Origin of the sequence: Streptomyces sp. NPDC048637 (assembly GCF_040650675.1) — a bacterium.
Taxonomy (GTDB): domain Bacteria; phylum Actinomycetota; class Actinomycetes; order Streptomycetales; family Streptomycetaceae; genus Streptomyces.
On the sequence record NZ_JBEZHQ010000002.1, the window covers coordinates 99,895 to 115,116 of the forward strand.

9 protein-coding genes and 1 riboswitch are annotated in these 15,222 nt (G+C 70.2%); of the genes, 5 read left to right on the plus strand and 4 right to left on the minus strand.

The annotated features are described in order from the left end of the window. Positions 1-12: 12 nt before the first annotated feature. On the minus strand, positions 13-1,437 hold the full coding sequence (locus AB0C46_RS03280) for a YibE/F family protein (protein ID WP_362825303.1): 1,425 nt from the start codon (positions 1,435-1,437) through the stop codon (positions 13-15). A gap of 70 nt (positions 1,438-1,507) precedes the next feature. After that, positions 1,508-1,664: riboswitch (TPP riboswitch) on the plus strand. Here AB0C46_RS03280 and thiC point away from each other — a divergent pair. Further along, the gene (gene thiC / locus AB0C46_RS03285) at positions 1,658-3,436 is read left to right on the plus strand and encodes a phosphomethylpyrimidine synthase ThiC (protein ID WP_362825304.1); all 1,779 of its coding nucleotides are present in this window, start codon (positions 1,658-1,660) and stop codon (positions 3,434-3,436) included. It overlaps the preceding riboswitch by 7 nt. A 200-nt stretch (positions 3,437-3,636) precedes the next feature. On the opposite strand, the gene AB0C46_RS03290 is transcribed toward thiC, so the two are convergent. The 3 genes from AB0C46_RS03290 to AB0C46_RS03300 all read right to left on the minus strand — a co-directional run bounded on the left by AB0C46_RS03290 (position 3,637) and on the right by AB0C46_RS03300 (position 7,220). Further along, complete coding sequence (locus AB0C46_RS03290; protein ID WP_362825306.1) at positions 3,637-4,527, minus strand: hypothetical protein; 891 nt, start codon at positions 4,525-4,527, stop codon at positions 3,637-3,639. A 225-nt stretch (positions 4,528-4,752) separates the two neighbouring features. Further along, positions 4,753-5,856, minus strand: coding sequence for a metallophosphoesterase (locus AB0C46_RS03295; RefSeq protein ID WP_362825308.1), 1,104 nt, complete (start codon positions 5,854-5,856; stop codon positions 4,753-4,755). Between the two features lie 263 nt (positions 5,857-6,119). After that, the gene (locus AB0C46_RS03300; protein WP_362825310.1) at positions 6,120-7,220 is read right to left on the minus strand and encodes a LacI family DNA-binding transcriptional regulator; all 1,101 of its coding nucleotides are present in this window, start codon (positions 7,218-7,220) and stop codon (positions 6,120-6,122) included. A 402-nt stretch (positions 7,221-7,622) separates the two neighbouring features. On the opposite strand from AB0C46_RS03300, the gene hisC reads away from it, so the two are divergent. The 4 genes from hisC to cydD all read left to right on the plus strand — a co-directional run bounded on the left by hisC (position 7,623) and on the right by cydD (position 15,182). Beyond that, on the plus strand, positions 7,623-8,702 hold the full coding sequence (hisC, locus tag AB0C46_RS03305; RefSeq protein WP_362825311.1) for a histidinol-phosphate transaminase: 1,080 nt from the start codon (positions 7,623-7,625) through the stop codon (positions 8,700-8,702). 230 nt (positions 8,703-8,932) lie between these two features. Beyond that, complete coding sequence (locus AB0C46_RS03310; protein ID WP_362825313.1) at positions 8,933-10,441, plus strand: cytochrome ubiquinol oxidase subunit I; 1,509 nt, start codon at positions 8,933-8,935, stop codon at positions 10,439-10,441. Positions 10,442-10,450: 9 nt separating this feature from the next. After that, entirely contained in the window at positions 10,451-11,452 is a 1,002-nt protein-coding gene (gene cydB, locus AB0C46_RS03315; protein WP_362825315.1) for a cytochrome d ubiquinol oxidase subunit II, read from the plus strand. A gap of 40 nt (positions 11,453-11,492) precedes the next feature. After that, the gene (cydD, locus tag AB0C46_RS03320; RefSeq protein WP_362825316.1) at positions 11,493-15,182 is read left to right on the plus strand and encodes a thiol reductant ABC exporter subunit CydD; all 3,690 of its coding nucleotides are present in this window, start codon (positions 11,493-11,495) and stop codon (positions 15,180-15,182) included. Positions 15,183-15,222 lie beyond the last annotated feature (40 nt).

The window sequence follows — 15,222 nt, forward strand, 5'->3', positions numbered from 1 at the left end:
GCCTTCCCGTCCTTACTGCTTACGTCGCTTGCCGCGTCCCCCACGTCGTCCCGGCCGGCCACCCGTGGGGCTCGCCGGCACGCCGCCGGTAACCCCGGCCCCGGACCCCGCCCCGGTTCCGGTCCCGGCTCCCTGTCCGGCTTCCGTGAAGACGTCCGTCGGCGCGCTCTGCTCCTTCTGCTGCTTCCGGTCCGCCGAGACGACCAGCGCGGCCAGCAGGGTGGTCAGCGGCACCGCGGCGACCAGTCCGATGCTGCCCACGAGCGTACGGACGATCTCCTCCGCAACCACCTCGCTCGAAGCGACCGTGCCGACGCTGCTCTGTGCGATCGAGAACAGCAAAAGCAGCGGCAGTGCGGCGCCCGCGTAGGCCAGCACAAGGGTGTTGACGACGGACGCAATGTGATCCCGGCCGATCCGCATCGCGGCGCCGTACAGCTTGCGCCAGCCGGCCGACGGGTCCGCCTCCTTGAGCTCCCAGACCGCGGCGGTCTGGGTCACCGTCACATCGTCGAGCACGCCCAGCGAGCCGATGATGATCCCCGCCAGCAGCAGACCGCGGATCTCGATATCCGGGTACAGACCGTGCACCAGCCCGGTCGTGTCGTCAGTATTGCCGGTCAGCAGCGCCCAGCCGATGAATACCGAGCCGAGCAGCCCGATCAGCAGCAGTGAGGCGAGCGTGCCGAGCACGGCCACGGAGGTACGGGCCGTCAGCCCATGGCACAGGTACAGCGCGATCAGCATGATCGCGCTGCCGCCGACCACCGCCACCACCAGTGGATTGGAGCCCTGCAGGATCGCCGGAAGGATGAACAGCGTCAGGACCACAAAGCTGGCCGCCAGCGCCACCAGGGCGAGTAGGCCGCGCAGCCGGCCGACGATCACCACGGCGAAGGCGAAGATCGCGGCCAACAGCCACATCGGGAGCGACCGGTCGACATCGCTGACCGAGTACTGCAGATCCTTCGGCGCCTTGGGGGAGTACGCCACCACCACCTCCTGGCCGGTGGTGTAGTGGCGCAGCGCGTCCGGTGTCACCACCGTCTGGAAGGTGCGCCCCTTGTTCTCCCCGGTGGTGACTTCGATCGTCGCCTGCTGGCAGGGCTTGCCCTTGTCCGCTCCCCCGGTCGGTGGCTGCCCCGTCGGCGACGGGGGCTGGGGCTGCTGTTCGGCATGGACATCCGCACAGTTCACCTCCACCACTTTGACCACTCTGGCCGTCTCCGTGGGCTGGTCGAAGCCGACCCCTGACGGTTTGTGGGGCGGTGCACCGCCCGGCCAGAGCACGACCAGGCCGACCGCCACCGCGGCCGCGAACGGGATCAGTACCGCCGCGATGACCTTGCGCAGATGTCGGGAGACGGGCGCGGCAGGACCATGGCCGTGCGCATGGGAGTGCGGCGCGGAGTGATGGTGGGACTCGTGAGGGGACACCGCCCGATCATCGCAAGAACTCAAGGGGCCCACTGTTCACCGCGCCACATCGGCCGCTACCGTGGTGGCACTTTGCAATCGCGGGAGCTCGGAGCACCGGGCTGAGAGGGCGCTGACCTCCGTCCCAGCGGCGTTTCACGTGAAACGCCGGCGGACGGAAGCCGCTGCGTCGACCGCCGAACCTGTTACCGGGTAATGCCGGCGTAGGGAGTTGGGTCTCATGACTCTGCAGGATGCACGCACGCCCGAAAAGGGTGCCAACGGTGGCGAAAAGCCGCAGATCGGCTGGCACAAGGGCTATGTCTCCGGATCGCGCCCGGACCTTCGGGTGCCGGTCCGGCGGGTGCACCTCACCAACGGCAAGGACGTGACGCTCTACGACACGTCAGGGCCGTACACCGACCCCAATATCGAAACCGACGTCCGCCGTGGCCTGACGCCGCTGCGGGAGAACTGGATCATCGGCCGCGGCGACACCGAGGAGTACGCGGGCCGCCCCATGCGGCCCGAGGACGACGGCCTCAAGCACACCTCGCCGCGCGGCGGACTCAAGAACCTCGACGCGGTCTTCCCCGGCCGTCCCCGGCAGCCGCGCCGCGGCCGTGACGGCGCCGCGGTCACCCAGCTCGCCTACGCCCAGCGTGGCGAGATCACCGCGGAGATGGAGTACGTCGCCCTCCGCGAGAAGGTCACGCCCGAGTTCGTCCGCGACGAGATCGCGGCCGGCCGTGCGGTGCTGCCGGCCAACATCAACCACCCGGAGATCGAGCCGATGATCATCGGCAAGAACTTCCTGGTGAAGGTGAACGCCAACATCGGCAATTCGGCGGTCACTTCCTCCATCGAGGAGGAGGTGGAGAAGATGACCTGGGCGACCCGTTGGGGCGCCGACACGGTGATGGATCTGTCCACCGGCCGCAATATCCACACCACCCGCGAGTGGGTGCTGCGCAACTCCCCCGTCCCCATCGGCACCGTCCCCCTCTACCAGGCGCTGGAGAAGGTCGACGGCAAGGCCGAGGAGCTGACCTGGGAGATCTACAAGGACACCGTCATCGAGCAGGCCGAACAGGGCGTCGACTACATGACGGTGCACGCCGGGGTGCTGCTCCGCTATGTGCCCCTCACGGCCCGCCGCAAGACCGGCATCGTCTCCCGCGGCGGTTCGATCATGGCCGCCTGGTGCCTGGCACACCACCAGGAGTCGTTCCTCTACACGCACTTCGAGGAGCTCTGCGAGATCCTCGCCTCCTACGACGTCACCTACTCGCTCGGTGACGGTCTGCGCCCCGGCTCCATCGCGGACGCCAACGACGAGGCGCAGTTCGCGGAGCTGCGGACGCTCGGCGAGCTGAACACCATCGCCAAGCGGCACGGCGTACAGACCATGATCGAGGGCCCGGGACATGTCCCGATGCACAAGATCAAGGAGAACATCGACCTCCAGCAGGAGATCTGCGAAGAGGCCCCGTTCTACACGCTCGGCCCGCTGACCACCGACATCGCGCCCGCCTACGACCACATCACCTCCGGTATCGGCGCGGCGATGATCGCCTGGTGGGGCACCGCGATGCTCTGTTACGTCACGCCCAAGGAGCACCTGGGCCTGCCGGACCGCGACGACGTCAAGACCGGCGTCATCACGTACAAGATCGCGGCCCATGCGGCGGACCTGGCCAAGGGCCACCCGGGCGCTCAGGAATGGGACGACGCGCTCTCCGACGCCCGTTTCGAGTTCCGCTGGGAGGATCAGTTCAACCTGGCCCTCGACCCGGACACGGCTCGCGCCTTCCATGACGAGACGCTGCCCGCCGAACCGGCGAAGACGGCCCACTTCTGCTCGATGTGCGGCCCGAAGTTTTGCTCGATGAAGATCAGCCAGGACATCCGCCGCGAACACGGCGGCGACCTGGCACTCGACCCCGAGGCCGGAATGGCCGAGAAGTCGAAGGAGTTCGCGGCGGCGGGGAACCGGGTGTACCTGCCGTTGGCGGACTGATCGGCTGACGGCGTGTGGTGGGGGCTCCGGCGGTGCCTCCACCACACTCGTCTGCTGCGTACCACCGTCCTAGGGGGCGCCGAGGGACTGTCCGGGCGATCACGAGCAGAGCGGGATGATGGTCGGCACCGCAGGGACAGGAGCTCCATGGAGCCGTGATGGTCCGGCCCGCCCTCATCGGGGTGGTGGTCCGGCCCGCCCTAATCCGGGTGATGATCCGGCCCGCCGTAATCGGGGCTGGTGAAGTCCGGGCTGGAGTAGCGCGGGCGGGATCCCGAGGCGCCGCTGTCGGGGCTGGTGAACTCGGGGCGGGTGTAGCCGAGGGTCGGGATGCGGCTCTCGGGGGACGTGGTGCGGCGCGGGACGTAGCGGGCCGGGTCGTCGTCCGGGGTGGCTGTGGGGTCGGCGAGAGCCGCTCGGAGAAACGGCAGCAGACCGCGCTCCAGAAGGGCGCGGCGCCAGGCCTCGCGGGCCTGGTCCAGTGCCTCGGCCGATCCCTCGGCTCCGGCGACCTGGGCGGACGCGCCGTTGCGCACCGCCGTGATGACCAGACCGGCCATGGCGACCAGGGTGCCCGCCGCGGTCAGCGCCGCGAAGATCCAGCCGACGCTGATCAGCGGCTGGGCCAGGGATTTGTCGGGGCTGAGGGCGCGCAGCACATACCCGATGAGGAGGAACAGGACCGCGGCGATGCCGGCGAGCACAGGGGCGAGCACGGCGATCATGGCGGTCAGCCCGGCGCCGGTGCTTTCGGCCTCGTCGATGACCGCGTCGCTGTCCGGTCCTGGTCTCCCGTCATCGGCCGCGTTCTGCTCCTCGCCGCCCGTATCGGCGACGGACGCGGTGGGCGCCGGCGCGCGCAATGCGGCGCGGAGCTGCACATAGCGTTGGTATTCGGCCGCGGCGCAGGCAGCGATGGCGGTGGTCGCGCTGAGTGCCATCGTGCGCAACTGCTCGGTGTGGAGAGGGTCTCCCGCGGCGGCGGTCAGGCCGTCCGCGCGGTATGGGGCGGTACGCAGCGCCTCATCGAGGATCCGCGCAAATTCCGCGCGGTCCTCGTTCAGCAGGTGCGGAGCGCTGTTCATGTGCATCCCCCGATGCTCCGTAGGGCCGTACGGCCGGCGTTGGCCGGGCAGTGGGCGGAAACGGAGGAGAGCCTGCTACGGATAGCCCCGATGGTAGAGCGACTCCGGCGCGGGGTGACAGAGAGTTTGCGGAAATTGAGTAATGCACCGACCGGTTTCCGCCGGTGCCGTCCCCCGTTTTCGTCCTGACCGCCCGTCGGCCGGCCTGGCGTACGACTACCCGTACAACCCTCAGCCAGCCAAGGGAAGTTGAACGACCAATAGCTTTCCGGCCATCGTGATGCCGCCGTCCATGGCGATGGCCAGACCGTCGGCGTAGACATGCGGACCGTCGACCGCGACGCCGTCGCTCTCGCCGTCCTCCGTGCCGACCTCGCCCAGCAGATACGGGATCGGGCTGTGGCCGTGGACGACGCGGTCGCCGCCGTAGGCATCGAGGAGTTCCCGGACGGCTTCCGAGCCGGCTTCGTCGCGGAAGGCGAAGCGCTTGGTGAACTTCCGGAACAGATCCCAGACTTCGTCGGCGTCGCTGCGGGTGAGCACGTCGTGGACGGTGTCGTTGACGGCCTCGATGGAGTCGCCGTATTCGAGGTAGGCGGTGGTGTCGGAGTGCACGAGCAGATGCCCGTCCTCCTCCATCACGGCGTCCAGCCGGGCCATCCACTGGAGGTGGTGGTCCTCCAGGCGGTCCATATCGGTCTTCTGGCCGCCGTTGAGGAGCCAGGCGGCCTGGAAGGACGCGGTGCCGGCGCCGGACTGTACGGGGGTGTCGCCGAACCGCTTGGCGCCCAGCAGCAGGAGCTCGTGGTTGCCCATCAGGGCCTTGCAGTAGCCGCCGGCCGCTGCGGCCTCCGCGGAGAGCTGCATGACGAGGTCGATGACGCCGATCCCGTCCGGGCCGCGGTCCGTGAAGTCGCCGAGGAACCAGAGCCGGGCGTTGCCCGCCGCCCAGTTGCCGTCGGCGTCGATCAGGCCCTCGGCGGCCAGCGCCTCGCGCAGCTCGTCGTAGTAGCCGTGCACATCGCCGACGACGTACAGCGGGCCCATGCCCTCGGGCGCGTCGGGGTCCGTGGCCGGTTCGGGCACCGGGACGACCGCCGGGCGGTCGATCAGGGTGTCCGTACGGCCGGGGGCGATGACCGGGAGGTCACGCGCGGTCGGGGTGTACTCCTCGGGCAGCTCGGCCGGCGGCGCCACGGGGGGCGCGGCCGGCGGCGCGGCAGGGGCACCGGCGGGCAGATGGAGCGGCGGGCCGACAGGCGGCGCGGGGGACCCGGCGGGCGTGCCGGAAGGCACTCCGGGCGGCGGAGCAGGCGCCGGAGTTTCTCCCGCCATGGTTCGCACCATGGGTCCCAGACTGGCCCCCTGAGTCATCGACCCCTCCACCGTCGCGCCGCCGTGCACCTCTCGGACCTTTGCCTGGTCGACGGCGGTCCGCGGTGTCGTGCGCCCATCATAGGAATGCTGGTCGCGGGTTGTGACGCACCCGGGGGTGGTCAATCCGCCGGAGCCCGGCGTTCGCGGCTGATTTGTCCCGGGATCGCCCTGTTTTTTCCTCGTGGAAGAGAACGCCCGGTCGTCCGTATGTGGGAGCACCCTCAGTCGCCGGCCGGTCCCCGTGGCGGGCTGACGGTCGTTCTCGGTGACCGTCGTTGGGACGAGGCACGGACGATGAGATCGGTAGGTATCACCTGTTCGATGGGCCGGCCGTGGTCCAGCCCTTCGATGGCGTCGATGAGGATCTGGATGACGGCGGTGCCGATGCGGCGCGGTTTGAGGGACAGCGTGGTGATCGGAGGTTCGGTGGCGGCGTAGAGGGTGGACTCGCTGCAGCAGACCAGCAGCAGGTCCTCCGGCACCCGCAGGCCGTAGCGCCGGGCGGCGGCGAGCAGGTCCGTGCCGTTGGGGTCGAAGAGCCCGTAGACGGCGTCCGGGCGGTCCGGGCGGGCCAGCAGCCGGTCGGCGGCGACGGCCCCCGCGCACGGGTCGTGTGCCGGGTAGGACTCGTACACCGGATCCTGGCCGACCCGTTCGCACCAGCGCAGATAGGCGGTGGTGGACAGCCGGGTGTAGGTGTCGGTGGTGTTGCCCGTGAGGAGTCCGATGCGGCGGGCGCCGGCGTCGGCGAGATGGTCGAGCAGACCGAGGACGGCCGCCTCGTGATCGTTGTCGACCCAGCCGGTGACGGGCAGTGCGCCGCCGGGGCGGCCGTCGGAGACGACGGGGATGCCGTGCCGGACGAGTTCGGTGACGACGGGGTCGCCGTCGGCGGGGTCGATGACGACGGTGCCGTCGAGGGCGACGTTGGACCACACGTCGTGGCGGGAGGTCGCCGGGAGGATGACCAGCGCATAGCCGCGGGCCAGGGCCGCGGAGGTGGCGGCTCTGGCCATCTCCGCGAAATAGGCGAATTCGGTGAAGGTGAAGGGTTCGTCCCCGTACGTGGTCACGGTCAGGCCGAGGAGCCCTGACTTACCGGTACGGAGGGTGCGGGCGGCTGCGGACGGGCGGTAGCCCAGCCGGTCGGCCACCTCGCGGACATGGCTACGGGTGGCATCCGGAAGCCGGCCCTTGCCGTTGAGCGCGTCGGAGACAGTCGTGATCGACACACCGGCTGCGGCGGCCACGTCCCGGATGCCCGCCCGCCCCAGCCGGCGACCGGTCGACCGGCTCACCTGGTGCTTCCCTGCTGCTGTCATGGCGAGCCGATAGTAGGGCTCGTGAGGCGCATTCACGGGGGGCCACCAACGGCTGTGGAAAGGCACGTTTCTGCACGGTGATCAATCATCAATTCCCTGCAAAATAAAGGGAGTTGACGTGAATAGTGATCATTATGCGGGAGATTTTCCGCCTTCACCTGTCGATCGGTTCCGGTCCCGAAGTGGTCTCAAGTCACCTTGACGGGGGATGCGCGCCACGGCGTAAGCCACCGGCGCGCGCCGGTTCGGGGAGCGCTCCCAGGGGGTTTTGCGCGGGGCTCTCCGGAGGGCCGTCCGGAGAGTGGAGAGGTGCTGCCGCCGGGTCGGGGCTGCCGCCGAACGGGTCAATCCTCATAAGGTGTGCAGTATTGGAGATGAGCGGACGGTCGAGGAGGACCTGCGGTGAGCGAGAAGACCCCGAAGCTGCGTGCTGCGCTGGACGGCGTCCCCACCTACAAGCCGGGTCGGCCGGCGGCGGTCGGCGGCCCCGTCACATACAAGCTGTCCTCCAACGAGAACCCCTATCCGCCGCTGCCGGGCGTCCTGGAGAGCACGGTGACCGCTGCCGGGGCCGTCAACCGCTACCCGGACATGGCCTGCACGGGCCTGATGGCGGAGCTGTCCGAGCGGTTCTCGGTGCCGGTGGAGCATCTGGCGACGGGCACCGGGTCGGTCGGGGTGGCCCAGCAGCTGGTCCAGGCGACGGCCGGGCCCGGTGATGAAGTGATCTACGCCTGGCGCTCGTTCGAGGCGTACCCGATCATCACCCAGGTCTCCGGCGCCACGGCCGTGCAGGTCCCGCTGACCTCGGGCGAGGTGCACGACCTGGAGGCGATGCTTGCCGCGATCACCGACCGGACCCGGTTGATCTTCGTCTGCAACCCCAACAACCCCACCGGCACCGTCGTACGCCGTGCGGAGCTGGAGTCCTTCCTGGACCGGGTGCCGGGCGATGTGCTGGTGGTGCTGGACGAGGCCTATCGCGAGTTCATCCGGGACGCCGAGGTACCGGACGGTATCGATCTCTACCACGACCGCCCCAACGTGTGTGTGCTGCGGACCTTCTCCAAGGCGTACGGCCTGGCGGGGCTGCGGGTCGGCTTCGCGGTGGCGCATGAGCCGGTGGCCGCGGCGCTGCGCAAGACGGCGGTGCCCTTCGGGGTCAGCCAGCTCGCGCAGGAGGCGGCGGTGGCGTCGCTGCGCAGCGAGGCGGCGCTGCTGGAGCGGGTCGATGCCCTGGTGGCCGAGCGGGCGCGGGTGGTGGACGGTCTGCTCGGGCAGGGCTGGACGGTCCCGGAATCGCAGGCCAACTTCGTCTGGCTGCGGCTGGGGGACCGTACGGCCGACTTTGCCGCGGCCTGCGAGCGGGCCGGGGTGGTGGTGCGGCCGTTCCCCGGTGAGGGGGTGCGGGTGACGATCGGCGAGAGCCCGGCGATGGATCTGTTCCTGCAGGCCGCGGAGGAGTTCCGTAAGGCGCTGTAGGCCGTCGTCAGGACGCCGTACCGAGGCCGTGGGTCTGCCGACCCGCGGCCTCGGGGCGTTTTCGGGCCGACGTGACTGCGGTCACGTACCCCCCAGGGATTGGCCGAAAAGTCATAGGAGATAATTCCTTGTGAATGTGAACGCGTTCACAAGCCCATCCGTTATGTGCCCTTTATTGGGTGCATAAGGGGCATTGCCGTGGTGCCACACGGCGACGTAAGGAGCACGACATGGAACTGGCGTTGGCGCCAGAGACTCTGGCGCGATGGCAATTCGGCATCACGACCGTCTACCACTTCCTGTTCGTCCCCCTGACGATCTCCCTCGCCGCCCTGGTGGCCGGACTCGAGACCGCATGGGTACGCACGGGTAAGGAGAAGTACCTCAAGGCCACCAAGTTCTGGGGCAAGCTGTTTCTGATCAATATCGCGATGGGTGTCGTCACCGGCATCGTCCAGGAGTTCCAGTTCGGTATGAACTGGTCCGACTACTCGCGGTTCGTCGGCGACGTCTTCGGTGCTCCGCTGGCCTTCGAGGCGCTCATCGCGTTCTTCTTCGAGTCCACCTTCATCGGCCTGTGGATCTTCGGCTGGGACAAGCTGCCGAAGAAGATCCACTGCTTCTGCATGTGGATGGTCTCGATCGGCACGATCCTCTCGTCGTACTTCATCCTGGCGGCGAACTCCTGGATGCAGCACCCGGTCGGCTACAAGTACAACGCCGCGAACGGCCGTGCCGAGCTGACCGACTTCTGGAAGGTGCTGACCCAGGACACTACCCTGGTCGTCGTCTTCCACACGCTGACCGCGGCCTTCCTGACCGGCGCCGCGTTCATGGTCGGCATCTCCGCCTTCCACCTGATGCGCAAGAAGCACATCAAGGTCATGCGGACGTCGCTGCGGCTCGGGCTGATCACGCTGGTCATCGCCGGCATCCTCACCGCGGTCAGCGGTGACTCGCTCGGCAAGGTCATGTTCAAGCAGCAGCCGATGAAGATGGCTGCCGCCGAGGCGCTGTGGGAAACCGAAAAGCCGGCGCCGTTCTCGGTCTTCGCCTACGGGGACGTCGACAAGGGCCACAACAAGGTCGCCATCGAGGTTCCCGGTCTGCTCTCCTTCCTCGCCCATAACGACTTCACCTCGCCGGTCCCCGGCATCAACGACGTCAACAGGGCCGAGCAGCAGAAGTTCGGGCCCGGTGACTACCGGCCCAACATCCCGGTCGCTTACTGGGGCTTCCGTTGGATGATCGGCTTCGGGATGTCGTCGTTCGCCATCGGACTCGCCGGGCTGTGGCTCACCCGTAAGAAGTTCTGGCTGGCGCCGGGGCTGCGTACGGGGGACGAGGAACCACCCCGTCTCGTGCTCACCAGGAACAAGGAGCTCGGTGCCCGGCTGAGCAAGTGGTACTGGTCGCTCGCCTTCGTCACCCTCGGCTTCCCGCTCATCGCGAACTCCTGGGGCTGGATCTTCACCGAGATGGGCCGCCAGCCCTGGGCCGTCTACGGCGTGCTGCGCACCTCGGACGCGGTGTCCCCGGGCGTCTCGCAGGGCGAGGTACTCACCTCGATGATCGTCTTCACCACGCTCTACGCGATCCTCGCCGTGGTCGAGGTCAAGCTGCTGGTGAAGTACGTCAAGGTCGGCCCCCCGGAGCTCACCGACTCCGACCTCAACCCGCCCACCAAGATCGGCGGCGACAGCACGGACGCCGACCGGCCGATGGCCTTCTCGTACTAGGAGGCGACTGTGCAACTCCACGACGTCTGGTTCGTCCTTATCGCCGTTCTCTGGACCGGGTACTTCTTCCTCGAAGGATTCGACTTCGGAATCGGCGTCCTCACCAAGCTCCTCGCCCGTGACCGGCAGGAGAAGCGGGTACTGATCAACACCATCGGGCCGGTCTGGGACGGCAACGAGGTCTGGCTGATCAGTGCGGCCGGTGCGACCTTCGCCGCCTTCCCCGAGTGGTACGCCACCCTCTTCTCCGGCTTCTATCTGCCGCTGCTGCTGATCCTCATCTGTCTGATCCTGCGTGGTGTCGCCTTTGAGTACCGCGTCAAGCGGACCGGGGAGCGCTGGCAGCGGAACTGGGAAAACACGATCTTCTGGACTTCCCTGCTGCCCGCTGTGCTGTGGGGCGTGGTGTTCGGCAACCTCGTGCACGGCGTCAAGATCGACGCCCACAAGGAATATGTGGGCAGCGTCCTCGACCTGCTGAACCCGTACGCGATCCTGGGCGGCCTGGTCACGCTCACGCTGTTCACCTTCCACGGTGCGGTGTTCGCCTCGCTCAAGACGGTGGGCGACATCCGGGAGCGGGCGCGCAGGAGGGCGGCCGTCCTCGGACCGGTCGCCGCCGTGCTCGCGGTCGGCTTCCTCGGCTGGACCCAGGCCGACAACGGTGACGGCACCAGCCTGGTCGCCATGATGGTGGCGGTGGTCGCGCTGGTCGCGGCGCTCGGGGCCAACCGGCTCGGGCGTGAGGGCTGGGCGTTCGCGTTCTCCGGCCTCACCATCGTGGCCGCGGTCGTGATGCTGTTCCTGACGCTCTTCCCGAACGTCATGCCGTCCACGCTGAACGAGAGCTGGAACCTCACGGTCAGCAACGCCTCCTCCAGCCCCTACACCCTGAAGATCATGACGTGGGGTGCCGCCTTCGCCACACCGCTCGTGATGCTCTACCAGGGGTGGACGTACTGGGTGTTCCGTAAGCGCATCGGCACCCAACACCTTGCCGATGCCCACTAGTTGAGCCCGTCGCCCCTCGGGGCGGCCTCAGCAGGATGGAATGTTTCACGTGAAACCCGTCGACCCGCGTCTGCTCCGCTACGCCCACGCCACCCGCGGTTTCCTGATCGCGGTGGTGGTGCTCGGGCTTGCCGGAGCGGGCCTGGTCGTCGGCCAGGCGATGCTGATCGCGGAGGTCGTGGTCGGTGCGTTCCAGCACGACCTCGCGGTCGGCGCCCTGGCCACGCCCCTGGCACTGCTCGCCGCGGTCTCCGTCGGACGCGGCCTGGTCTCCTGGCTCACCGAGCTGGCCGCACACCGCGCCGGCGCGGCGGTCAAGTCCGAGCTGCGGATGCGGCTGATCGAGCGGGCGGCGCGGCTGGGGCCCGGCGCGGTGATCGGCCGCACGGACGGCGGCGCGCAGGTCCCGGAGGCGTACGGCACGGAGGCGGCAGGTGCGGGCGCCGCTGCCGGTGCGGGCACCCTGGAGATGCGCACCGGCGAGCTCACGGCCCTCGCCACCCGGGGCATCGACGCCCTGGACGACTACTTCGCCCGCTATCTGCCGCAGCTGGGGCTGGCGGTCGTCGTTCCCCTCGCGGTGCTGGCCCGGATCGTCACCGGCGACTGGATCTCGGCGCTCACGATCGTGCTCACCCTTCCGCTGATCCCGCTGTTCATGATCCTGATCGGCTGGGCCACACAGTCGCGGATGGACCGCCAATGGCGGCTGCTCGCCCGGCTGTCGGGCCACTTCCTCGATGTCGTCGAGGGCCTGCCCACCCTCAAGGTCTTCGGCCGGGCCAAGGCCCAGGCCGCCTCCATCAGGGCCATCACCGGTGAATACCGCCGGGCGACGCTGCGCACTCTGCGGATCGCCTTTCTCTCCTCCTTCGCGCTCGAACTTCTCGCCACCATCTCCGTCGCGCTGGTCGCGGTCGGCATCGGTATGCGGCTGGTGCACGGTGAACTCGACCTCTACACCGGCCTGATGGTGCTGGTGCTGGCGCCCGAGGCGTATCTGCCGCTGCGGCAGGTCGGTGCGCAGTACCACGCCGCGGCCGAGGGGCTCTCGGCCGCGGAAGAGATCTTCGCCGTACTGGAGACCCCGCTGCGGACGCCCGGCACCGCACCCGCGCCCCGGGGCACCGCGCTGGCCGTCGAGGAACTGGTGGTCCGCCACCCCGGGCGGACCACCGATTCGCTCCCCGCGACCTCGTTCGAGGTCCGGCCCGGCGAGACCGTCGCGCTGGTCGGGCCCTCCGGCGCCGGCAAGTCCACCCTGCTGAGCGTGCTGCTCGGCTTCACCGAACCGTCCGAGGGCCGGGCCCTGGCCGACGGTCGCGATATCGCGTCCCTCTCCCCCGAGAGCTGGCGGCAGCAGATCGCCTGGGTGCCGCAGCACCCGCATCTGTTCGCCGGCACCATCGCCGAGAACGTACGGCTGGCGCGGCCGGACGCGGATGACGCCGCCGTGCGCACCGCCCTGGGCGACGCGGGCGCGCTGGACTTCGTCGACGCGCTCCCGGACGGTACGGCGACCCGGCTCGGTGAGTCCGGCGCGGGGCTCTCCGCCGGCCAGCGCCAGCGCCTCGCGCTCGCCCGCGCCTTCCTCGCCGACCGGCCGATCCTGCTCCTGGACGAGCCCACCGCGAACCTGGACGGCGCCACCGAGGAGGCCATCGTGGCCGCGGTCCGCCGGCTCGCGGCCGGCCGTACGGTCCTGCTCGTGGTCCACCGGCCGGCGCTGCTGGCGGTGGCGGACCGGGTGGTGCGGCTGCCGGAACCGGCGGCCGGGGCCACGCCGATCGGAGCGTCGAGCGGGATGCGGCGCGCCGGAGCGGAGGCGTCGGCGGCGGTGCGCCCGGAGACGGCCGGGGGCTCGGCTTCCGGGGACGGAGGATCCGCCGGGCCCGCGACCGCTGACCCCGCGGCCGAAGCCACGCCGGAATCCGCCCCTGCCGCCGACCGCGGGTCGGCGCTCACCCGGCTGCGGCGGCTGGCCCGTGCCCACCGGGCGCAGTTCGCGTGGGCGCTGCTGCTCGGGAGCCTTGCGCTGGGCAGCGCGGTGGGCCTGATGGCGACCTCCGGCTGGCTGATCTCGCGCGCGGCGCAGCAGCCGCCGGTGCTGTATCTGATGGTGGCGGTGACCGCGACCAGGGCGTTCGGCATCGGTCGGGCGGTTTTCCGGTACGCCGAGCGGCTGGTCGCGCATGACGCGGTGTTCCGGATGCTCGCCGACGTACGCGTCGCCGTTTTCCGGCGGCTGGAGCGGCTGGCGCCGGCCGGGCTCAGGGAGCGCAGCCGTGGCGATCTGCTGTCGCGGCTGGTGGCCGATGTCGATGCGGTGCAGGACTACTTTCTGCGCTGGCTGCTGCCCGTCGGTGCGGCGGTGCTGGTCGTCGCGGGCGCGGTCGGTTTCACCGGGTGGCTGTTGCCGGAGGCCGGTGCGATCCTCGCCGTCGGGCTGTTGCTCACGGGGGCGGGGGTGCCGGTGCTCTCCGGTGCGCTGGCCCGCCGTGCGGAGCGCCGGCTGGCGCCGGCCCGCGGACGGCTCGCCACCCGGGTCGTCGATGTGCTCACCGGTACCGCCGAGTTGACGGTGGCCGGCGCCCTGGGTGCCCGTACGGAATCGGTGCGGTGTGCGGACCGGGAGCTGACCCGGATCGCCTCCCGCTCGGCCGCCGTGGCCGGGACCGGCGCCGGGCTGTCGGCGCTGCTGTGCGGGCTGACGGTCGCGGCGTCGGCGGTGGCCGGCGTTCAGGCGGTGCACGCGGGCCGGTTGACGGGGGTGGCGCTGGCCGTCGTCGTGCTGACTCCGCTGGCCGCGTTCGAGGCGGTGACCGGACTGCCGCTCGCCGTCCAGTACCGCCGGCGCACCCGGCACGCCGCCGAGCGGGTCTTCGAGGTGCTGGACGCTCCGGAGCCGGTGCACGAGCCGGCCACCCCGGCCGCCGCTCCCGCGACGCCGTTCCCGCTGGCCGTACGGGAGTTGACCGCGCGCCACCCCGGACAGGACCGGCCGGCACTGGACGGCGTCGGCTTCACCCTGAGGGCCGGGCACCGGCTCGCCGTCGTCGGCGCGTCCGGTTCCGGGAAGACCACGCTGGCGCAGGTGCTGCTGCGCTTCCTGGACGAGGAGTCGGGCACGTACACGCTGGGCGGCACGGCGGCCCGGGAGATGGCCGGTGACGCGGTCCGGCGGCTGGTGGGGCTGTGTGCGCAGGACGCGCACCTCTTCGACAGCTCGCTGCGGGAGAACCTCAGGCTCGCCCGCCCGGACCGGCGGGGTGCCGCGGGCGACGCCGACCAGGACCTGTGGGACGCGCTCGGCCGGGCCAGGCTCGCGGACTGGGTGCGGGGGCTGCCCGCCGGCTTGGACACCATGGTCGGGGAGCGCGGCGCCCGGCTGTCCGGTGGCCAGCGGCAGCGACTGGCCCTGGCCCGTGCGCTGCTCGCGGACTTCCCGGTGCTCGTCCTGGACGAGCCCGCCGAGCATCTCGACCTGGCCACCGCCGACGCCCTGACCGCCGATCTGCTGACCGCGACCGAGGGCCGTACGACGGTCCTGATCACCCACCGGCTCACCGGTCTCGATGCGGTCGACGAGGTGCTGGTCCTGGACCGCGGGCGGGCCGTGCAGCGCGGGAGCTATCCGGAGCTGGCCGCGGCCGACGGCCCGTTCCGGCGGATGCTGGAGCGTGAGCGGGCGGTGGACGCGGCGTGCGTCGAGGCCCAGCCGGTGGCGTAGGGCAGGGGCAGTCGGTGGCGTAGCGCCGGGGACGGCCGGT

Coding starts and splice junctions, on each gene's coding strand:
- AB0C46_RS03310 (WP_362825313.1), top strand. CDS start 8,933: ATGGAACTGGCGTTGGCGCCAGAGACTCTGGCGCGATGGCAATTCGGC.
- cydD (WP_362825316.1), top strand. CDS start 11,493: ATGTTTCACGTGAAACCCGTCGACCCGCGTCTGCTCCGCTACGCCCAC.
- thiC (WP_362825304.1), top strand. CDS start 1,658: ATGACTCTGCAGGATGCACGCACGCCCGAAAAGGGTGCCAACGGTGGC.
- AB0C46_RS03290 (WP_362825306.1), bottom strand. CDS start 4,527: ATGCACATGAACAGCGCTCCGCACCTGCTGAACGAGGACCGCGCGGAA.
- AB0C46_RS03300 (WP_362825310.1), bottom strand. CDS start 7,220: ATGACAGCAGCAGGGAAGCACCAGGTGAGCCGGTCGACCGGTCGCCGG.
- AB0C46_RS03295 (WP_362825308.1), bottom strand. CDS start 5,856: ATGGCGGGAGAAACTCCGGCGCCTGCTCCGCCGCCCGGAGTGCCTTCC.